Genomic DNA, 18,533 nt, shown 5'->3' on the forward strand with positions numbered 1-18,533 from the left:
TTCGAACACGTTTACCTGATGAAATCTTAACCCAAGAGATCCGCTTTTTTGTCTCATGTTAATATGTTTATACTCCTTAAGGTATTGCAATATCTGATTGTTTTTATTTTCAATTAGATTTCAATATCTACTGTGCTTCAATGTTCATGCGCTTAAAATCTACCCGATTAACAGATACTAAAATTTATGAAAAAAGTGTGTTACAAATAATAGCATTTTTTTAGCCGATTAAGATCAAGTAACATTTCGCAAATATTATATATTTAATTTTTGTTCTATGCTTAAAGCTAAAGCTTGGAACCATTAGCCAGCACTGAAATTAGCTTAAATTTTTATCTCATAAAAATTTTTATGAAAATAAACTTCTGGGACAATTGTAAACACATGTAGGGATCGATATAATGAAAAACAAAATAATTGCATTTGACTTTTTAAGGGCATTAGCAATAATTATGATTATTCCCGCTCATTTGAGTAGCTATTTGTTTTCTAAATATAGCAAGTTAGCACTCTATGCTTTTGATCCTTATTTTGCAAACATGGGTTTGGGACTCTTTATATTTATGAGTGGATACCTTCTATATTATAACAACTACTCGATAAACTCACTTGAAAATGTGTTTGATTTTTACAAAAAAAGGCTTCTCAGAATCTATCCTCTTTACTGGTCTGCACTCGCCATCTTTGTAATGATATTTTACGTACTTGCTCCCAGGTTAGATTCAGGCTTTGTATTTCCTAACTCAGATAATGTGTTTACTTTTTATAATGTACTTGTACATGCACTGGGACTGCAAATCCTGCTTGCGCCGGCTTATGCTACTCCTATGTTAACTCTCTATTTTGTGGGCTTGATTGTTATTTTCTATGCCATTTATCCGTTTATTATCATGTACTCAAAGAGTACAAAGAGCCTTTTATTTTCCTCACTTATCGTATACTCTGGTTTTTTTTTAATCTCAAAAACTTTCAATGTTATTGACCACCGTTTTTTCATGTTTTTTCTAATCTTTATGTTTGGAATCATTGTCTGCAGAGAAAATCTGTTTGAAAAAGCCGTAAAAACCCCCAAAACATCTTTTTTTCAGATCCTGCTGGCAGTTCTTCCGGTTATTTTCGTGCTGGTAATTGTTTTAGGATTGAGAAGTTCAATGTTTCTAGACCCAAAAATTTCTGTTACTATTGATAACGGTAGCGGGACAATTAGCTCTTTCACAGTAAGATCTATTATGGACAGTGTAGCGGGCTTACTGGGTGTCAATTCACCTCTTTTACAATTCATTATTGACACAGCGCTACTTAATATCTTTATAATAATATTCTGCGTTTTTGAGTATTCGCTTGCTATGAGGTTTATCAATGATAAATTTTCACGTTATTTAAGTTCTTTTTTTACGCATATTGCTACATCTTCATACTGTGTTTATTTATTTCACAGACCTTTTTTTGTTCTGTGGAATTCGGGAACGAATTTCATAAACTCTCCAATTTTACGTGATGTTATTATGCTGTTTGTAGCCATTCCCCTGTTATTCTTTACTTCATATCACATTCAAAAAATTGAATTAAACCTGAAAAATAGTTTCTCGTCGAGGAAATTCCCCGGAAAGAAATTACCTTACATGAGGGCCATTATAGGTTTCAATAAATGAGAATAGTAAAGGAAACGAGTAAACAAGGTTAATAAGATCACAGAAATTTGACCCACAGCAAAAAGAGGAACTGGAAACTGGGGCTGAAGAGGTAGAAGAAGAGTTATCCAAATAATTAAGCTCGTTTTGGGCTTTCCGGAACGCTTCTGGAAAACCCAATTTTTGAATATTTTAGTAATCAAGTGATCCACTATTGATGTTTTATTATACCTTGAAATTAGTTACTTTGATTTAAAGATTAAATACAAATTAAATAGGCAGAAAATGAGTCGAAAGCCAGGTAAAAAGCCGTTTTTTTCGCGTAGCTTCCCGGTTCTTCAGGCTCAGCAAAATAAAGCCTTTTTCTGTCCGGACAATACATATCAAGATCAAGCCGAATTCTTTCTATAAGGTCCATGCAGCAGGTTTCTGTGACTCCATAATTTTCCTGCAGAATTTTTATCAGAACTTCGATCTCAATTCCGTCGTGGATAATTTTTTGCAGGCCCTGCAGGATATTCCCAACAAGCTCTTCTTCAGGTAGGGAATCCTTTACCTCGATATTTTCAATCACATACCTGCAAGCCTGTTTCTCCCCTTCAAATTGCAGGTGCTCCAGAGCGGACAAGCTTATATCGTGGTATATTTCATTACCACAGACCGGACAACGTGTTTTTACAAACATTATTTACCTCCCTGCGGAAGATAAATTACTTTTAGGCATATAAGAAAGAATCAAGCGTGCTGAAAGTACTTAGAACCTGAGTGAGAAGCTATTCAAAAACCGAGTGAGGAACCAGTTTCAGTATGATAACAGTAGTTGTTGTCGAATCTATCAGTTAACTGAAGATATAAAACCAAACAAATTTGCCTCTTTACTTCACCAGAAAATTTTAAATATTATAAAAATAATTAAGAAATCACAAGTTATATAAAACTTGGAAAAACGGAAAAACGGATTTCCGGATAATATGACGTCAGATAGTAAGAAAGACGTAAATAATGTTTTTAATAAGATTCAGTGTGCACTATTAATTAAAACTAATTTGCGCATATTATTCAAAAAAAACTCTTCTAAGGTTTTCTTCTTTATTTCCTTTCTCTTTTTCCGATTCGCGGGCATTTTTACTTACATTTTCCAATTCTTTATATAAAAGGACTCCTAGGGTATCTTCAGGACTGAGATTTAATTCTCCAGAAATTCTGGCAAGAATTTGAGCATTCTTTTTTGATAAAAAAACCGGCTCTACATCTTCTTTGCCCCAATGTAATAGTACAACTTTCTCGATATTCATTTTTTTGATCTGCTTGACACAAAACTCTATTCCATGACTTCGACTACTAAATATTTTTTCATCGCATAATCTGTCAAGCCATAACACAAGATCGTCATCCATTGAGATAGTGAACCGTTCTTTCATCGCTAAACCATACCATTGATTATAATATAAACAATTGTATGAAATTAGAACCGATAATAAGCTATTTATGAGAATAATTAATACTATAATATGATTAATTCACCAGAATGTAGAGAGGTATAGGAAAAGATAGAGTGGAAATACAGAAGAAAATGAAGTGTAAAAAGGAGGTAAAATGCTGAATAAAAAGAGAAGTACAAGAGCAGGACTCTGCGACACAATTTTCCGGAAATCTAAACAATATATGGAGAGTGTAGTCCTCCTGTTAGTTCCTTTATTTTTAACAAGCCAAAAGATAGAAAAGACAGAAATAAATGCTGAAACCTGGAGAAGAACAGTTTTTCTCTGGAGAGATGAAACCGAAAGCACATATTCGGCAAATAATTTACGGATCGAGGAAGACGACTATCGTCTACTCGTTCAAAACATCGAAGGTTTCATAGGATTCAGGGTAGATGAGAACTTTATACCTGTATTCATTGACGGAGCAGTTAATGACATAACCGGATACAGTATAGAGGATTTTTTATCCCGCAGAATAAAATGGTTAGGAATAGTCATAGCTGAAGACCGGGCTCTAATTTTTGAGAATATCGAAAAAACTCTATCCAACCCGACTGTCTCAACCGAGTTTGAGTACAGGATACGGAGCAGGGATGGAGAAATAAAATGGGTTCGGCAGGTTATTCAGAAAATTCCGGCAGGCTACGGAAAGCCCGGAGAAATACAGGGATTCGTTCGTGATATTACCAGGCATAAATTAGCAGAGATTTCCCTGGAAATAATTAAGGACGCACACATAAAAGAAATAAATCACAGGATAAAGAATAACCTTCAGGTGATCTCATCCCTACTCAGTCTCGAGGCTGAGAAGTTTACTGACCCTGAGGTTCTTGAAGCCTTTCGGGAAAGCCAGAACCGCATAGCTTCGATGTCTTTAATCCATCAGGAACTTTACACAGAAGAAACAGATACAATTGACTTTTCAGATTACCTCCGGAAACTCACTGCAGGTCTTTTCGGTTCATACAGAGTGGGAAAAGACGAGATCAGTTTGAAGCTGGATCTTGAGCAGGTATATATTGAAACAAACACTGCAGTAGCCCTTGGCATTATTGTTAACGAACTGGTTTCAAATGCCCTGAAGTATGCCTTTCCGGCTGGAAAAGAAGGGAAAATCTGCATAAGCCTTTCCAGGGTGAAGAAATATGAAAAACAATACGAAAACTCTGGAAATCCAAGAACAGTACCAGACTGCCTGAACGAAAACGATTTGCCGTTTATACTGACCGTAGAAGATGATGGTCAGGGAATTCCGGAATGGGTGGACTTTAGGAACACAGATTCCCTGGGTCTGCAGCTTGTAAATATTTTTGTCGAGCAGATAGAAGGTTCTATCGAACTTATAAGAGACAGCGGGACAAAGTTCAATATTCACTTCAGCAGACTGAAAAATGGGAAACTAGGCTGAAAAAGTGAGAACTGAAACTCCTGCAGATAGAGTTTCGGTCTCTGATTAAAAACATACTTATGCGGTTTCTAATGTACAAAATGCGGCAACTCTTGAGGTTGAGAACCAATAAAACAAAAAGAGATAAAAAGATATTCAGAAAAAGCCTTGAGATTATACGCTGAGGGGGAGAAATTAAACCTCGTAGGACTAACCTACAGATTAAAAGATTCTCGTACAGATCCGCAGATTGAGTCAAAGATATACAAGTATAAACTTATTCATTACAAATCTTTTAGGAATATGCTTGTTAATTTCGATGAGTAAAGGGTTATTATAAAAAATATAAGAAAAACAGATGCAGTTTAAAGAATGCCTTCTGATAGTGAAAAAATAGTAGAATTTTTATCAGAAAATATATGGTTTCATTTATTGTCACACTATACAGCCTTATGCTCCAAATCAGCAATGATTCCAGCCGAGTATTCAGACAGAGGATACTCAACCAGCAATAAATCTGGATCTTCAAGCAGATCATAAATACCTTTTTCTATCAAGGCTGTTGATATCCCTCTTCTTCTAAATGCGGGGAACGTGTAAATGTCTATTAATTTCCAGGTATCATAAACCTCACGATCAATATTCACTATATCTTCTACAACGACGCAAATCCTACAGGAATTCCATTTAATATATACAGATATGAAACTTCCTCAAATCCTATATATTTAGTTAAGGAAGTCCTGGAAAAGGAAAGGCAAAGAAAAAGGAATTTCACTTATATGCTTTGTCGTGAGGACTAAACTTCAAAAAAAGTGATGGTTTCATTAGTATTATCTATTTCATAGATTAGAACGAAGTGGCCAATGTGAACTCTGCGAAGTCCTTTAAGTACATTCCGCAAAGGTTTTCCACACTCTGGATTTTCTAGAATACTGTTGACAGTTTTTCTTAAAACGGCTATAAAGAACAGAATCCTTTTTGAAGAGGACCTTTGTTTCTTTTTCAAAATCGGGTGATAAAACTACCTGATATGTCATTTTTCAAGGCTGCTAAAAAAGTCATCTACTATGTTGAACTTGATACCTTTCCCGTTGAGGACTTCTAAATGAATTCCTGGGAAGAAAAACTATTTAAAGAATTTATCCCTTCTCCTGGCCAGCACGGCTTGGAGATCGGGAACACAGGATCAGGAAAAACAACCCTCATGTATTGGCTACTGTACGGCTTTCTCAACGCTCGGACTCAACTCCCTCCAGACCTCTGGGAAACTCTTCTCTGGTTTGATAGGGGGAAATCCTCCGAAGTCCTGCAGCTCTCCAGGATGGCACCCGTCAGACTCGTAGCATCCTCTCATGGCTGGCGAAAACTCCGGCCAGGCATAAGGTCCTCTTTCCAGTTCTTAATCTCCCTCAGAGGCGCCAACTATCCCAGCAGCGAACAGCCAAAGCTCTACCGATTCAACCGCTCTTTGAAAAACTCGAACCCGGCCAGGCAATAATAGCCTTTCCCACAAAGACCTTTACGGATAAGATCCGGATACCCTGGTACGGAAAAGGTGAAGACCTCGGCTATATCAGATATCTCGGCCATCTCGAACCCGAACACAAACCCAGGACATCAAAATCAAGCGTATCCCTTGAAGATCTCGTAACAAGCCCTAAAAGCCGTAGTTCCGCAATCATAAAGGCGGTGAAACATGGAAATAAACGGAGAATTTATTTATTTTTCAACTCTGGATTTATGCATAATTTGTATTCTCCTTGCAATCATTTTTCAGTATCTATTTTTCAAATTAACCGAATCACGTGCAAGAGAAATATAAAAACGTATAAATTCCATAAAATCCATACTTTTTTTGGGAGTGCAGTATGGAACTACATTCTATCGTAGTGGCTAGGGACCTCTGTTTAGGGAAAAAAGACCGAAGACAAGTCTGGCTGTCTATGGAAAAATTTTTGATTCAAACCATTGACATGCACGGTTTAGACCTCAGCAACACAATCAATACTGCCGTAGAAAAATACCTTCAGGAAAAACAATATCTCATGCCTGAAACCCTTGAAACCCTCGGGTCCTGCTCAGTCCTAGAAAAACAGATACTCGAAAACGGAATTAACGCAATAGCCGAACACATAACCACTCAAAACATGCACATGCTCGTTTCCAGAATCAAAGAAAGCGTTCCACAATCTTAATACAGTTGAAATTATATTTTCTTTAGTTTTCGATGTACGAAAATAACCTCATTCTGGATTTAGGTATAGACCGGGATCTTCCCGAAACATCTTTTCTTACTGATTTTTTACTAGACTGTCAGGTCCGTAATTTCTCTCCCAGGACAATCCAGTCTTACAAAAGCAACCTGAAATACTTCTTATCCCAGCATTCCATAGACCTTACACCTGAGGTCCTCAAAGACTTCCTGGTCCACATCAGGGGTAAAAAACACTATTCTCCGTCTACCGTGGAAAACTATTTCGCGGTGCTCTCTTCTTTTTTTGATTGGCTTGAATGGGAAGGAGTAATCGAAAAAAACATAGTCCCACAATTCCGGAAACGGTACTTAAGATACTACAAAGAACAAAGGCACGAAGAGCGCCAGCTAATCAGCCTGGAGCAAATGCGGGCCCTGATAGATTCAGCTGAATGGATAGGCTGGAAAGCCATGTTTATCTTTTTTGCCAAGACCGGGATAAGAAGGCAGGAACTTATAGACCTCGACCTCAAGGACCTCTACATAGAAAGCAGGTATGCAGTCCTGAAACCTCACGCAAAACGAAGTAATAGAGTAGTCTTTTTTGATCAAGAATGTGCTCAGATCCTCGAGGCCTGGCTATCCTGGCGCCAGGAACACAAAATCAAATCGAAGACGCTCTTTGTAGGGGTGCAGGGTTCCAGGATCTCTAGGGACGCAGTCTATGAAACAACCACAGAACACGCTCAGCGTTTAGGCTTCCATAACTCCAAAAGCCGACTACACGAAAAATTCACCCCTCACTGTTTTAGGCACTGGTTTACTACTTGGCTAAGGCGCTCTGGCTGCCCTCGTTCAATTATACAAGAACTCCGGGGTGATTCCAGGAAGGAAGCCATAGACATTTATGACCACATAACCCAGATAGAAATAAAAGAGAGTTACTTAAGATACATTCCACAGCTGAAAACAAATATATGAAAAAAGTTTATATGTTTTTCATCTTTACTTTTTTCTATGGGAGTGTTAAAACGGATTGATTCAGTGATAATAACTGAATCAAATAAGGAGTACATGCGGTTATATAACTTTACTAAGTTTTGCCTCAAAGCTGGTTTTTATTGGCTTTGTTTTAGAACGGGTGCATTCCTCGTAATTCTCCTTTGTCTCAACATAAACAAAGATGCTGCATTTCAGGAAAGCATAAAAGATGGGTTTCCATGGTTATCATCAACAGCTTCATTTATTGATTCAATTTTTCTCTTTACTTTCTTGCTTATACTATTGGCTCTATTCTATATTTGTTATTAATTCAATAGTGAAGCCAAAAAAAAGATAAGTTTGTCTTTCAGTGCCGTGACTCAAAAAGAAGATAGTTTCTTAACAAACGAACAAAAAAAGACCATTTTTAGTAATGTTAACCAGAGAAGTTAGGCGCTGAGGGGGAGATTCGAACTCTTATAGAGCCCGACATTACCCCTTACATGTACTCACTAGAAGCTGATATTATCGTAAAACCTTTGCGTCATTTTGAGAATGTCGAGCTTGCAACTTTTTAAAAAAGTTTCCATCCTAAATGACAAGGTCCCTGTTACCAGCAGGTCGAAATACAGCCTAACATATAATGACCTCTGAAAGTTTAAAAAGCTTTTTATATTTATAAATTTCAACTAAAAGTTAGACGGAAATTTTACCAGAATTTTCGTACTAATTGAATGAGCTTGCAATAATGAAAAATGATACAATAGATAGCGGAAGCTATGCTTTAACTCAGAATAGTAACGTAGTTGAAAACACAAAGTTTTTTTCACAATGTGATGAAAGATTACGTACCTGTTGTCCTTACTGTGGATCTATTAGAATATACAGAAGGACCAGAAAGGGCGGTTATGTCTGTTCTAACTCAGACTGTCTAAGATCATTTAACATCCCAGCATCTAAATTTACCGGAGTTAGCGGCGGTAGTTTACCTACATCTCTTTTCAAGGGGGTCCGGGCATGAAGGTAATATCCAGTATAGGTCTTTGCCTTTTAACTTTCATTATTTGCCTCTTCTTCGGTCTTCTGATGTTCACCTTCTGTTTTTCTCTCCTCTCGGGGGTGGGTCTGTGAGTCGGGATGAGATTATATTTTTCACTCTTTTTTATTTGAGTATCTTTCTTATAGGGCTTGCCTCCGGGATCTGTTCGGAGGTGTGGCTTTAATGGCGCCAGAATCAAATGCCCTTGCTGCCCGGAACGGTTGCCTTATTGAGAAGATTGTCAGGACCCTATATCCTGACGCTCAATTTGATTATAAGGGAATAGTTGACCTCAAAATAAATGGGCAGCCTGTAGAGATTAAATCCTGCCAGGTTTCTGTATCTGATCATAGTCACGGATCTGGGACCAGATCAGGAAGGTTTGCCTTCTCTGCAGAGCAGCACAAAAGCCTGATTCAAAATAAGGGTGAGTATATCCTGATGGTTCATAAAAGTGGAGAACCATTCCTTTTTTTCAGGATCCCTGCAGCAGCCTTAAAAATATCTGAATTTTCCGGAGTCAAAAGTGTCTGCTGGAAATCAGTAATTTCAAGGGCGGTGTAATTTGTGGCTGCCAGAATAATTGCTGAACTTCCTGCTCGCTCCTTCCTTAATTATGAGGAAATCAGAGCTAGGCTCAGGGAGTTCATAGACATTATAGAGCTACAGCCAAAGGAGGAAAATAAATGAACTCTGTAGCTGCAGAAATGTTTGGAACTCCTTTAAACCTGGGATCAGGGGAAGTTGTCAAGGAAGCCATAAAGGAACTTTTCCGAGAAGAACCCGAGTTTTTTCAAGCTGCCCTGCAGGGGATACTTTCAGAGATTTCAGAACGCATAGATCACACACAAATGGAACAGATTAAGGATAGGTCAAGGATTGCAGATCTGGAACTTCTCCTAGGACTTGATGAGGAGATCCAAGATCCTGAAGATCCATACTATCCGGAAAAAAAAGAGAGACTAGAGGAACTCAGACAGAAAACTAGCTTTATCCGGGAGATTCAAGGAAATCCTGAGCAGAGTTTAGAAAACCATCTCTATGAAGAACTCAAACGGAGCCTTTCAATGAAAAACAGAGATATCATGAACTTGTTCGGATGGGATAAAAAGAATACTATGAAGGCGACACGATTGATGCAAAAAATGGCGGAGACGTTCTCTGATGTGGTTTATGAGCCAGTTCCAGGAAAGAAAAGAGTAATGAGAATCCACCTAAAAAAACAATAAAAGTTTACGTTGTAAAATTCAAACATTATGTTTAAACATTTCAAACATGATGTTTGAATTTTTGATGAAAAAAGGTGAAAATTGTGATACCATTTATATAGTGACTGAATGAGGGAAAGATAATTTCCTCAAAATGAAAAAGTGATACAAGGAAAGTTGTGTTACTTGGGCAAAAATCCAAAATTTTCTCTTATTTTTTATCTCTCTTATTTTATATTATCTTCATAACTTGTAAATGAAATTTGTAAAATGAATCCTATCTGTTACAAAAGTTCAAACATCATGTTTGAAACGTTTGAAAATGTTTGAAATTATATTTTCGCAACCAGTAATCTCTTTTTTGTAGATAATCCATGAGATTTCAGAATAAAGTAGTTAGTTACTAACAAAAAAGAACCTGAAGTAGCAAGCAGGAATCGATAATTCAAGAAAGTTGTCTATTTCGGTGTCTTCTAATTGACTTGTCTCGAAGTTCGGATGTATTTTTCAAAGAAAGAAAACACATCACCTAAGACGTGTTCATGTAAATCAATGTCGTTATCATACTCAACTGACACAACATGATATCTTTCCGTCCGTAATTCTTCCTTTAATAATGTGCCCATGGCAGGAATACCATTGTGAGTCTCCTCAAACACTCTACACTTTGAGAGTAAATTATTTCCAATTACATATTTTAATTCACTGGTAACGCTATCTGTTTTTCCCCTACATGTAAAGACAAGTATATTTAGATCGGCAAACTTCAAACAATCAAAGCTCTTATCAAGGTTTGAGCTAATTGATTTTTCATCAGAAGGGAAATCTTCAACAATGTAAGTGCTGATATAACCATTATTTCTCAAATAGTCCCGAAGTTTAATCAGCCTTTCCTTTTCTCCCAAATGCTCTCCATCTCCAGGTGGATTATATGCACCATAGATGATAATGTGAATCCTGCCTTTATGAGAGATAATAGACTCTGCTTTTTTTTGTTGAAAAATATTCCATCGCTCTGAAGTATTTTTGGATATCACACAATTTTAGTTATTTTTACGACATAAAAAAGTATAAGTAAAATCAGTTATACTAAAGTAAATTAAATTATACGTAATTTGATGGAGGAGATTACTATGGGCATAGATGAAAATGAAAAAATAAAAGCGTATGCGAACGAATTGCCTGCTGAACTTAGGCGAGCAATCGATGCGTTGAATAGTGATATTGGTTTGGCCGTTTTTTTTGTACTATTCAAATATGGCGAAATGTCGTTTTCACAAATAATGAGCGAATTAGATATCCCATCAAATTACAGTAGCAAATTAACATACCACATCAAAAAACTGCAAAAAGGTTCATTGGTTAAAAATGAATATATTAAAAAGGAAAACGTAGATAGTTATTCCTTTTACGATATCACAGAGTTTGGAGAAGGAATTATCAATAATTTGATGAACGCAATTCAGGTACCACAGTCGAGTAATTATCTCATACAAACGTTAGATGAAAACTCCACCACCAGTCCAATGACAAGAATTATGTTAAATTTGGACAGCAATGATAGTAAATTTAATGTAGACTGTGCAGCTGCCTCTGATAGTGTCATTAAAGTTTTGTTAAACCAATCTGAAGCTACTATGATGGCAAATTAATATCACTAGTACTGCGATTCCGAAGTATGTTCACAAAAATTGACGGTTGAATCTATCCCACGATCACGAATTTCTCAACAAATAGGGAATTTATTTTGGAATCGAAGCACTAGGAAATTAATAATAATTCTAGGTTGTTGAGGTGAAATCATGGAAACAGATAAAAAAATCTCTTTAAGTTATGCTCCACAAAAGGTGAAAACAGAAAAGTCTGATAATTATAGGGAAGTTACGCAGGATAGAGTTTTTGCAGGAATCAGAGAGGGCTATTTCATTTACATGATTCAAAGTGAAGTGTTTGATACTAATCAACTGGAGGATAAGGATGAAGGGCATTTTACTGATGAGGTACTGGTCAGGGTACCGCCTCAACAGATGGTTAGAATGCACAAACTTTTTGGTCAATTAATTAAAAATTATGAAAATATTTATGGAGAAATCAGAAATTTAGAACAAATAGCTTCTGAAAAACCAGATCTATTCAAAGATTTATCCTCTAAATCTTAAGTACTCTCAATTGATTCTAATCAGCATTATTTATTAATCTAAATACTCGGCTCTGTACAAAACCTATTTTAATCAGCATTAAGGGGCCACAATTAACTGTGGGAAATAGAGATCACAAGATCAGTGCAGAATAACGAATATTTATTATTTCATAGGCATTCTACAGAGCCAAATACTCCGGATATGATATCTATAGAAAATTAAAGCGTTTTTTTCAAAATCGTGTTCGGGCTTAAACTTTTAGTCTTTTAGGAGTAATTAAGATATTTCCTACATACATAGGTTTTATATCAAAATCAATGTATCCATGGAAAACAGCATTCTGTATAAACTATAGACTACGATATAAATCTACATAACTATCTAACTTCAAATTTACAGCAAACCTGCGACATTGCAAAAAAATTTTATTTTAAAGAGGGCCCCGCTAATTGTTACCAAATGTGGTAACAGATAGATCATTTATCACATAAAATGAAGGGTTATCATTTTGTATTCAAATCTAGGATTGTATTCAAACCTGGGATTGTATTCAAGTCTGGATTGTATTCAAATCTGGGATGAAAAACAAATATAAGTAACTACAGCATTTATACTACCTGCATTACCAAAAAATTGAGCAATAAAAGGGAACATACAAAGAAAGCTTTTATGTTCTTATAAATCAAGAGTATACGGATCATAAAGGCACTAGAACCTGAAAACGAAAAAATTTAAAGTTCCCATTAAATACTATATGCTAGGTTAGGTGAACCAGTGAAGTAATAAAGTTAGAAAGCTTGTAAGTTGTTGGGATCGTGACTCCCTACAACTTACAGACTTATGTTTAAGGAAAGTATTTCAAAACATTGCAATAATATACCATTTCTAATTGTATCGTACATGTACTTGTACTTTGCGATTGTATATAACTCTGAAAATTGCAATCTACTGAAATCTTTCCTTTTTTTTGTACAGAGTAATAAAACTTTGCATGAAGTAAAAAGAACTCATGTCAAATAAATAACAGGAGGACATATTATGTCAACTGTATTCCACGCAGGATTCATGACATATCTGTTGATTGCAATCATCTTCTTCTTAGCTCTCTGCTTTGTTGCTCCCGATATTGCTGACCAGGTATTAATTGATCTGCACAATCTAGCCTCAGCGGTAAAGGTATGATAAATACCTTTTTTCCTTTTTTTCAATTTTTGAACAATACATAGAGGTCTGAAAATGGCTTCAAAAAAGGGTCTTAGATATTCCCATCTCTTATAAAGAACACACAAGTTTTAAGGTAAAACCTGTGCATTCTTCATGATTTGGTATAATTATGCGGTAATTTTGGCTCAAAAACATCAAAAGTACGCAGGTTTAAATAAAAGCTGTGTATACTTACTTTGGTGATTTTTTGGTAAAATACCCTAAATCAGGTTATGAAAAAGATTCTGAAGCTTTACATTTCTATGTGAAAGATGTAAGAATCCTTACTCCTAAAGAATATGAAGCATTAAAAGCCACTATTCCAAAAGATCAGCATAAAACAACTTTAGATATTCTTCTAATTACAGGTATGCGCTACGCAGAGCTTTTGAGGCTCTATGATAATCCTGCCTGGTACAATGAGAAAAGAAATATAATTCATCTCCCGGAAGAGGCACAAAAGAAACACAAAAGAAGACAGTTAGAAAGAACTATTCATCCTTTACCTTCCATGTTCAATTATCTTCTAAAGGACTTCTGGCAGGCCCGTAAACCTCCCTTAGAAAGTACCTGGAATAAGAACCTTCAAAGATGGGCTATGTCTGCAGGCATAAACCCTTATGGTCTTTCTGTAAAGTCAAGTAGAAAAACACTGGAGTCCTGGTTAATTGCTTCAGGGGTTGTTGAGTCTACCGTATGTTTACGGCAGGGTCATGATTCCTTAACCTCTATGCGTCATTATCAGGGGCTTGCCTTTTCAGATGATGAATTAAGAGACATAAAAAAGCAGCTAATCGCATGGGGTTTCTCGATATAATCTTAAGTTCTGGAAATTCATTACCAAAATAAGTGTCCGAAAAACTGAACATGAAAAATGCTGACGTCATTTGATTTATAACTCAGTAACTCCAATATATATTGGAGTCTGATTAATCGAGTGTACTATGAAATAATAGGAGTTTTCAATAATGGGTCTACGGTTAACAGTTGCCATGTTATTTTTAATGAGCTTTCTAACATGGCGTTTTTTTGATGTGGCTGGCTATATCTGGCTTGGGTTTGTACTTGGTCAAATATCATATGCTGAGCATTGGGCATTTCCGTCCAACATCACTAAAAAGTAAAATAAGGGCATCTTCCTGATTTTAACGTAGATGTACACTAAGAAATAGTTAATTATTTTGAGTAAACGAAATAGATGAGAAAAGCCATATTCGAGAAGTTTTCCGAGGGTATCATCCCAAGTATTGACCTCAAGACAGTGGATAGTTTCCAAGAAAATATGGGAAGCTCTTGAGAAGCACTACAAAGGTCGAATCTATTTTTTTGATGAATTGATGTCTTAATTTCAATCTATTTAATCCACCATCGTTATTTCCGCTGTTGTTTTTTTCCGGGCTTTTTTTCCTGCCTTCTGTTAGTTAGTTACATACATCTTTTATTTCAAACTTTTAAGTAAAATTACTTATTTATCTTATTTCTCTTAATTTATATTCTCTTTTTATAATCCAATTGATTAATTATTTTTTATGATCTCAAAATTTAAAGAAAAGTTTTCCAGAAAAAACATTAAATCGGTAGCTCTAAAATCTGCCACCGCAATATCCGGAGGCATGGCGGTACTCTCTGCCAATGCTTCTGCAGCAATAAACACAACTGCCATTACTGAGGCCATAAGTGCAGTAACCGGTATCCTCCCGGCTATGGGAGATATGGTCTCTGCTGCAATCGGTCCTATGATGACCATAGGAATTTGTATGTTCTGTCTCAGGTTCTTTGACGATATCCTGGGGGCGATAAGCACAGGGCTTCGTTTTGGCCGTTAAAAGGGGGGCTTCTCTTGAATCCCTCCCGTTTATTTATTCCTCTGCTTCTTCTTTTATTCCTTCCTGGCTCAGTAATGGCTGCAGATGTTAACGTAACATTCAGCGACCTTAACTTATATCCCTCTCAGGAATTTTCTTTATATCAGGTAACTGAATCAGGCTCTCAGTACCTCGGCACTTACAACACTACTGACACAGTAACCCTGAATTCAGAGTATGAATACAATATAGTCCTAAAGCCAGGTCCTCTGTCCTGGTTTGATAACCCCTTAGATAATTTTGATCTCATATGGAACAATGCCCCTAAATCCCTTAACTTTGCAGCTTTCTTCCTGCTGATTGTAGGCGTTCCTCTCCTTACTGTTCGCTTCCTGTGGTGGGTGATGACGTGAAGACAAAAATAGTAATTTGCTCCTTGCTGTTGCTTTGCCTGCTGGCTGTTCCTGGTTCAGCTTGGGAAATGACAGGTTGGGGTCACTCAAATGATGAAAGTATGGAAGATGCCTTCGTGCTTGTAACTTCAGGGTGCTCAGTAGGTCTCTATGGACATCAGCAAACGTTTTATATTCCGGCTATGTCAAAAAATACTCCTAAAGCTTTCGGAATTGAACAGGACTTTCAAGATGGTTATTTGGGTTTCACAGTTCAGGCGTCATATTCGGTGTACACATCAAATTGGGATACTGGATGTACTGTTTCTTTGTATAACTCATCAGGTGTTAAGGTTTTAGATAACTTGGGTCCTGGAAGTTATTACACTTATAACAAAGACAACCCCATACCGTGCAGGTATGAACTTATAAAAAATGCTTATGGAACTGGATGGGATCTATACAGGAATGGGGTTTTCTTAGATTCAGAAAGTTATCTTGTTTCGAGTCCAGGCGAAATAACAAAAATAGTTTTAACCTTCAGTTCAGTTAATTCAGGATGCAATATACACGTTTATGATTTATGCACCTCTCCCGCTGTTGTAGGTTGTGATGAATCATTCGAGACTTTAGACGAATATCAATATTTTACTATCGGTCATCCATTTCCGTCAGATTGTTATTGGTTTGTCAATGTTTACAACCCCTCTGGTTCAATAATACAAACAAACAATATTACAATTACAAACATTGAATATTCAATTGAAAATGACCTAATAACAACGGGCGGCACCTATTCTATCAGGCTTTTCCAGCATGACAACCTCTCAAATAATAATTATTTCTATGCTTCGCGAATCTTTACATATGATAAACCCTCTGGCTGCTCTATAACTCTAGATAAAGAACAGTACGCACCCGGCGACCAAATGCAGATTTTTACCTATATGCCAGCTTATTCTTCTGGGTATAAAGTATCAGTCTCTTACAGGACATCTTCAGGACTTACAGCTTATACTTATGATGTCACTTCAGCAGATTACACAAAATCGTGGCCTCTTCCTTCTGCAGCTCAGGGAGGTTCCTTTTTTGCATATCTCAGAGATCCTTATGATAATGTCGTAGCTTACGATTCCTTTTATATCTCTGTTCCGCTTGGGACTACTTCATTAACTCTTGATAAATCGACTTATGAAAAGAATGACACCGTAAAAATATCTTATAAGTATCTCCCTGATAATTCTGATATTACTCTCCAGCTTCGTTCAGGCTCAACAAATGTATATACTGAATCATGGAGGGACCTCTCAGGATCAGGAGTAATATCTTTTAATATCTCTGGAAAGGCAGTAGATTCTATTTATGTAAAAGCTGTTACTCCAGTGGCAGGGGGGACTAATACTCTCCTTGCCGAAGCTTACGCAAAAATCCTTTCCGGAAACGGCTTTATCAGTGGGAAAGTATACGACAGTTCAACAAATTCCCCCATCTCAGGAGCCACAATTTATATCGGCGGTTCCTCAGCAGTAACCAACGCTCTTGGATATTACGAAATGACGACCTTAACAGGTACTCAGCCTGTGAGCATCGTCTGTGATGGATACAACCAGTATACAGGAAACGTTCAACTTTATTCTCTCTCTACTTCTAAAAACTTCTATCTGGTAAAAACAATATCGACAGGCTCTAACACACTATACGGAACCGTAACTGATTATTATACAGGAGCTCCTCTTACTAATGCCTACGTTCAGATAAAAAACGGCTCCACTACTTACAGCATGTTAACTCATTCTAAAACAGGTAATTATCTTTTCGATCAGGAAGGATTATCTGGCTCATGGGAAGTCACAGTCACAAAAACAGGATATGACACTCATACCAGGACTGTAACAATATCAGGAGACACTTACCTTTCAATAAAATTGGTACCTATTAATGGTTCTTCTATCCCTGATGATGATAGTTCTTCTGGATCCTCTGGTAGTTCTACAGACCGCCCGGGAAGGGAGGCAGCCAGAGAATCAATGAAAGAATTTGAAGCCCTTGCACCTGGACTTATCAGCCTGGTTGTCATCAAAGTCATTAAGGAGCTAATGAAATGACTTTTAAGCGTGGCTGTCTTTTCCTGTTTTTTATTTTTATATTTTTCACCGGGACAGCTGCAGCTGTAGAAGAGATTACACAAGAACACATTAAATCATTTAGTCTTGAAGCTCCAGAAGGCCTTTCTCTTTCAGGTGTTGAATTATACAACCTGGATCCTAACTCAAATACCTCAATAGTCCTGAATAACTATGGAGAAATCTATACACTGCAGATAAATTCTACAAAAAACTGGGGGTTCTGGTGGAATTTTGATGTAAGCTTAACAACTCCTAACGGCTCCATAGAACATAAAACTCTAAAATCAGGCACTCTTACCGCTCTTAATTATGACGTTCATATACAGTATTATTGGCAGGCCTTAAACAGTTCAGTTGAAACTTCTTACTTTGATATTGACCTGTATACCGGGATCCTGCCTCTTGAAGCAACATTACAAGACTATAACCCGACTAAAACAACCCCTCTTCAGTTTTCTCAGGTCTCAGCAACCAGCACAAGCTATTATGATCTTATATGTTATGCTGTCACTCCTGAAGAGTTCGAAAAACAGCTTAATAATGATCCTCTAGCCCCTCTCACAGAACTTACAGGGGATTTCTTTTCCTGGTCCTGGAGCATGATCCTATCTTTCGTTGAAAAAATCCCAGGAGTAGGACCTTACTTGGCTTCAGTCCTTGAAATTGCAGCCATCACCATTGATTCTATAATCTTCTATTTTGACCTGCTCTTTATCGAGTACCCGGAAACAACTTTCCTGACAATTGAATCTTTTATCCTGGGCTCTGCTTTTTGCAGGCGGGGGAATTTCTGGACAAAAATAAACCGGGTATGTAATGCACATGTCAAAATTATCGAACTTTTCATTAACCTGGTTGAAGCCGGGGTTAACATGATGTCTAAAATTATCAGTGCAGTTGCAGACGCAATAAACGCACTAAAACCAATATGAGGCTATG

General features: G+C 36.9%; 22 protein-coding genes. 16 read left to right on the plus strand and 6 right to left on the minus strand.

Features of this window, described 5'->3' with window-relative positions; all coding sequences use genetic code 11:
• The first annotated feature begins 401 nt into the window (after positions 1-401).
• Complete coding sequence (locus MSHOH_RS13940; RefSeq protein WP_048140479.1) at positions 402-1,652, plus strand: acyltransferase family protein; 1,251 nt, start codon at positions 402-404, stop codon at positions 1,650-1,652.
• Positions 1,653-1,890: 238 nt separating this feature from the next.
• Here MSHOH_RS13940 and MSHOH_RS13945 read toward each other — a convergent pair whose 3' ends face one another.
• The gene (locus MSHOH_RS13945; RefSeq protein WP_204245328.1) at positions 1,891-2,316 is read right to left on the minus strand and encodes a hypothetical protein; all 426 of its coding nucleotides are present in this window, start codon (positions 2,314-2,316) and stop codon (positions 1,891-1,893) included.
• A gap of 370 nt (positions 2,317-2,686) precedes the next feature.
• Positions 2,687-3,028, minus strand: coding sequence for a hypothetical protein (locus MSHOH_RS13950; RefSeq protein WP_239450982.1), 342 nt, complete (start codon positions 3,026-3,028; stop codon positions 2,687-2,689).
• A gap of 199 nt (positions 3,029-3,227) precedes the next feature.
• On the opposite strand from MSHOH_RS13950, the gene MSHOH_RS13955 reads away from it, so the two are divergent.
• Complete coding sequence (locus tag MSHOH_RS13955; protein ID WP_158024166.1) at positions 3,228-4,523, plus strand: sensor histidine kinase; 1,296 nt, start codon at positions 3,228-3,230, stop codon at positions 4,521-4,523.
• 419 nt (positions 4,524-4,942) lie between these two features.
• On the opposite strand, the gene MSHOH_RS23875 is transcribed toward MSHOH_RS13955, so the two are convergent.
• On the minus strand, positions 4,943-5,149 hold the full coding sequence (locus MSHOH_RS23875) for a GNAT family N-acetyltransferase (RefSeq protein WP_158024167.1): 207 nt from the start codon (positions 5,147-5,149) through the stop codon (positions 4,943-4,945).
• A 152-nt stretch (positions 5,150-5,301) separates the two neighbouring features.
• On the minus strand, positions 5,302-5,511 hold the full coding sequence (locus tag MSHOH_RS22910; RefSeq protein ID WP_239450983.1) for a type II toxin-antitoxin system RelE/ParE family toxin: 210 nt from the start codon (positions 5,509-5,511) through the stop codon (positions 5,302-5,304).
• 99 nt (positions 5,512-5,610) lie between these two features.
• Here MSHOH_RS22910 and MSHOH_RS13960 point away from each other — a divergent pair, with 99 nt between their 5' ends.
• From MSHOH_RS13960 to MSHOH_RS13970, 3 genes are all read left to right on the plus strand, one after another.
• Positions 5,611-6,003: a hypothetical protein gene (locus MSHOH_RS13960; RefSeq protein WP_048140483.1), complete on the plus strand. Its 393-nt coding sequence runs from the start codon at positions 5,611-5,613 to the stop codon at positions 6,001-6,003.
• Positions 6,004-6,373: 370 nt separating this feature from the next.
• The gene (locus tag MSHOH_RS13965; protein WP_158024168.1) at positions 6,374-6,700 is read left to right on the plus strand and encodes a hypothetical protein; all 327 of its coding nucleotides are present in this window, start codon (positions 6,374-6,376) and stop codon (positions 6,698-6,700) included.
• Positions 6,701-6,732: 32 nt separating this feature from the next.
• Positions 6,733-7,680 (plus strand): tyrosine-type recombinase/integrase, encoded by a 948-nt coding sequence (locus MSHOH_RS13970; protein WP_048140487.1) that lies wholly within the window; start codon positions 6,733-6,735, stop codon positions 7,678-7,680.
• Between the two features lie 1,001 nt (positions 7,681-8,681).
• Here MSHOH_RS13970 and MSHOH_RS23880 read toward each other — a convergent pair.
• A complete protein-coding gene (locus tag MSHOH_RS23880; RefSeq protein ID WP_158024169.1) occupies positions 8,682-8,918 on the minus strand; it encodes a hypothetical protein in 237 nt (78 codons plus the stop codon).
• Here MSHOH_RS23880 and MSHOH_RS13980 point away from each other — a divergent pair.
• The 3 genes from MSHOH_RS13980 to MSHOH_RS13985 are packed head-to-tail and all read left to right on the plus strand — an operon-like array spanning position 8,903 to position 9,948.
• On the plus strand, positions 8,903-9,283 hold the full coding sequence (locus MSHOH_RS13980) for a hypothetical protein (RefSeq protein ID WP_048140489.1): 381 nt from the start codon (positions 8,903-8,905) through the stop codon (positions 9,281-9,283). The two genes, MSHOH_RS23880 and MSHOH_RS13980, sit on opposite strands and share 16 nt — an antisense overlap.
• A 3-nt stretch (positions 9,284-9,286) precedes the next feature.
• Positions 9,287-9,409, plus strand: a complete 123-nt coding sequence (locus MSHOH_RS25715; RefSeq protein ID WP_269849055.1) for a hypothetical protein — start codon at positions 9,287-9,289, stop codon at positions 9,407-9,409.
• On the plus strand, positions 9,406-9,948 hold the full coding sequence (locus MSHOH_RS13985; protein ID WP_048140490.1) for a hypothetical protein: 543 nt from the start codon (positions 9,406-9,408) through the stop codon (positions 9,946-9,948). The genes MSHOH_RS25715 and MSHOH_RS13985 overlap by 4 nt, the downstream gene beginning before the upstream one ends.
• Positions 9,949-10,400: 452 nt before the next feature.
• Here MSHOH_RS13985 and MSHOH_RS13990 read toward each other — a convergent pair whose 3' ends face one another.
• Positions 10,401-10,964 carry a hypothetical protein gene (locus MSHOH_RS13990; RefSeq protein ID WP_048140492.1) on the minus strand — a complete coding sequence of 188 codons (564 nt, stop codon included), beginning with the start codon at positions 10,962-10,964 and terminating at the stop codon, positions 10,401-10,403.
• Positions 10,965-11,060: 96 nt separating this feature from the next.
• Here MSHOH_RS13990 and MSHOH_RS13995 point away from each other — a divergent pair, with 96 nt between their 5' ends.
• From MSHOH_RS13995 to MSHOH_RS14025, 8 genes are all read left to right on the plus strand, one after another.
• Complete coding sequence (locus MSHOH_RS13995; protein WP_048140494.1) at positions 11,061-11,579, plus strand: winged helix-turn-helix domain-containing protein; 519 nt, start codon at positions 11,061-11,063, stop codon at positions 11,577-11,579.
• 150 nt (positions 11,580-11,729) lie between these two features.
• Positions 11,730-12,086, plus strand: coding sequence for a hypothetical protein (locus tag MSHOH_RS14000; protein ID WP_048140495.1), 357 nt, complete (start codon positions 11,730-11,732; stop codon positions 12,084-12,086).
• A gap of 1,020 nt (positions 12,087-13,106) precedes the next feature.
• Positions 13,107-13,250: a hypothetical protein gene (locus MSHOH_RS23885; protein ID WP_158024171.1), complete on the plus strand. Its 144-nt coding sequence runs from the start codon at positions 13,107-13,109 to the stop codon at positions 13,248-13,250.
• Between the two features lie 229 nt (positions 13,251-13,479).
• On the plus strand, positions 13,480-14,088 hold the full coding sequence (locus MSHOH_RS14005) for a site-specific integrase (protein ID WP_048143504.1): 609 nt from the start codon (positions 13,480-13,482) through the stop codon (positions 14,086-14,088).
• A gap of 712 nt (positions 14,089-14,800) precedes the next feature.
• Complete coding sequence (locus MSHOH_RS23890; RefSeq protein WP_162197641.1) at positions 14,801-15,097, plus strand: hypothetical protein; 297 nt, start codon at positions 14,801-14,803, stop codon at positions 15,095-15,097.
• A 14-nt stretch (positions 15,098-15,111) separates the two neighbouring features.
• Positions 15,112-15,489 carry a hypothetical protein gene (locus MSHOH_RS14015; protein WP_048140498.1) on the plus strand — a complete coding sequence of 126 codons (378 nt, stop codon included), beginning with the start codon at positions 15,112-15,114 and terminating at the stop codon, positions 15,487-15,489.
• Complete coding sequence (locus tag MSHOH_RS14020) at positions 15,486-17,573, plus strand: carboxypeptidase regulatory-like domain-containing protein (protein WP_048140499.1); 2,088 nt, start codon at positions 15,486-15,488, stop codon at positions 17,571-17,573. Before MSHOH_RS14015 ends, MSHOH_RS14020 begins: the two co-directional genes overlap by 4 nt.
• A complete protein-coding gene (locus MSHOH_RS14025) occupies positions 17,570-18,526 on the plus strand; it encodes a hypothetical protein (protein ID WP_048140501.1) in 957 nt (318 codons plus the stop codon). The genes MSHOH_RS14020 and MSHOH_RS14025 overlap by 4 nt, the downstream gene beginning before the upstream one ends.
• Positions 18,527-18,533: the final 7 nt, after the last annotated feature.

The sequence above is a fragment of the Methanosarcina horonobensis HB-1 = JCM 15518 genome (assembly GCF_000970285.1).
Taxonomy (GTDB): Archaea; Halobacteriota; Methanosarcinia; order Methanosarcinales; family Methanosarcinaceae; genus Methanosarcina; species Methanosarcina horonobensis.

Excerpts from the sequence above, each read along its gene's own strand:
- MSHOH_RS13940 (WP_048140479.1), top strand. The coding sequence starts at position 402 with ATGAAAAACAAAATAATTGCATTTGACTTTTTAAGGGCATTAGCAATA.
- MSHOH_RS13945 (WP_204245328.1), bottom strand. The coding sequence starts at position 2,316 with ATGTTTGTAAAAACACGTTGTCCGGTCTGTGGTAATGAAATATACCAC.
- MSHOH_RS13950 (WP_239450982.1), bottom strand. The coding sequence starts at position 3,028 with ATGGATGACGATCTTGTGTTATGGCTTGACAGATTATGCGATGAAAAA.
- MSHOH_RS13955 (WP_158024166.1), top strand. The coding sequence starts at position 3,228 with ATGCTGAATAAAAAGAGAAGTACAAGAGCAGGACTCTGCGACACAATT.
- MSHOH_RS13960 (WP_048140483.1), top strand. The coding sequence starts at position 5,611 with ATGAATTCCTGGGAAGAAAAACTATTTAAAGAATTTATCCCTTCTCCT.
- MSHOH_RS13965 (WP_158024168.1), top strand. The coding sequence starts at position 6,374 with ATGGAACTACATTCTATCGTAGTGGCTAGGGACCTCTGTTTAGGGAAA.
- MSHOH_RS13970 (WP_048140487.1), top strand. The coding sequence starts at position 6,733 with ATGTACGAAAATAACCTCATTCTGGATTTAGGTATAGACCGGGATCTT.
- MSHOH_RS13980 (WP_048140489.1), top strand. The coding sequence starts at position 8,903 with ATGGCGCCAGAATCAAATGCCCTTGCTGCCCGGAACGGTTGCCTTATT.
- MSHOH_RS13985 (WP_048140490.1), top strand. The coding sequence starts at position 9,406 with ATGAACTCTGTAGCTGCAGAAATGTTTGGAACTCCTTTAAACCTGGGA.
- MSHOH_RS13995 (WP_048140494.1), top strand. The coding sequence starts at position 11,061 with ATGGGCATAGATGAAAATGAAAAAATAAAAGCGTATGCGAACGAATTG.
- MSHOH_RS14000 (WP_048140495.1), top strand. The coding sequence starts at position 11,730 with ATGGAAACAGATAAAAAAATCTCTTTAAGTTATGCTCCACAAAAGGTG.
- MSHOH_RS23885 (WP_158024171.1), top strand. The coding sequence starts at position 13,107 with ATGTCAACTGTATTCCACGCAGGATTCATGACATATCTGTTGATTGCA.
- MSHOH_RS23890 (WP_162197641.1), top strand. The coding sequence starts at position 14,801 with ATGATCTCAAAATTTAAAGAAAAGTTTTCCAGAAAAAACATTAAATCG.
- MSHOH_RS14025 (WP_048140501.1), top strand. The coding sequence starts at position 17,570 with ATGACTTTTAAGCGTGGCTGTCTTTTCCTGTTTTTTATTTTTATATTT.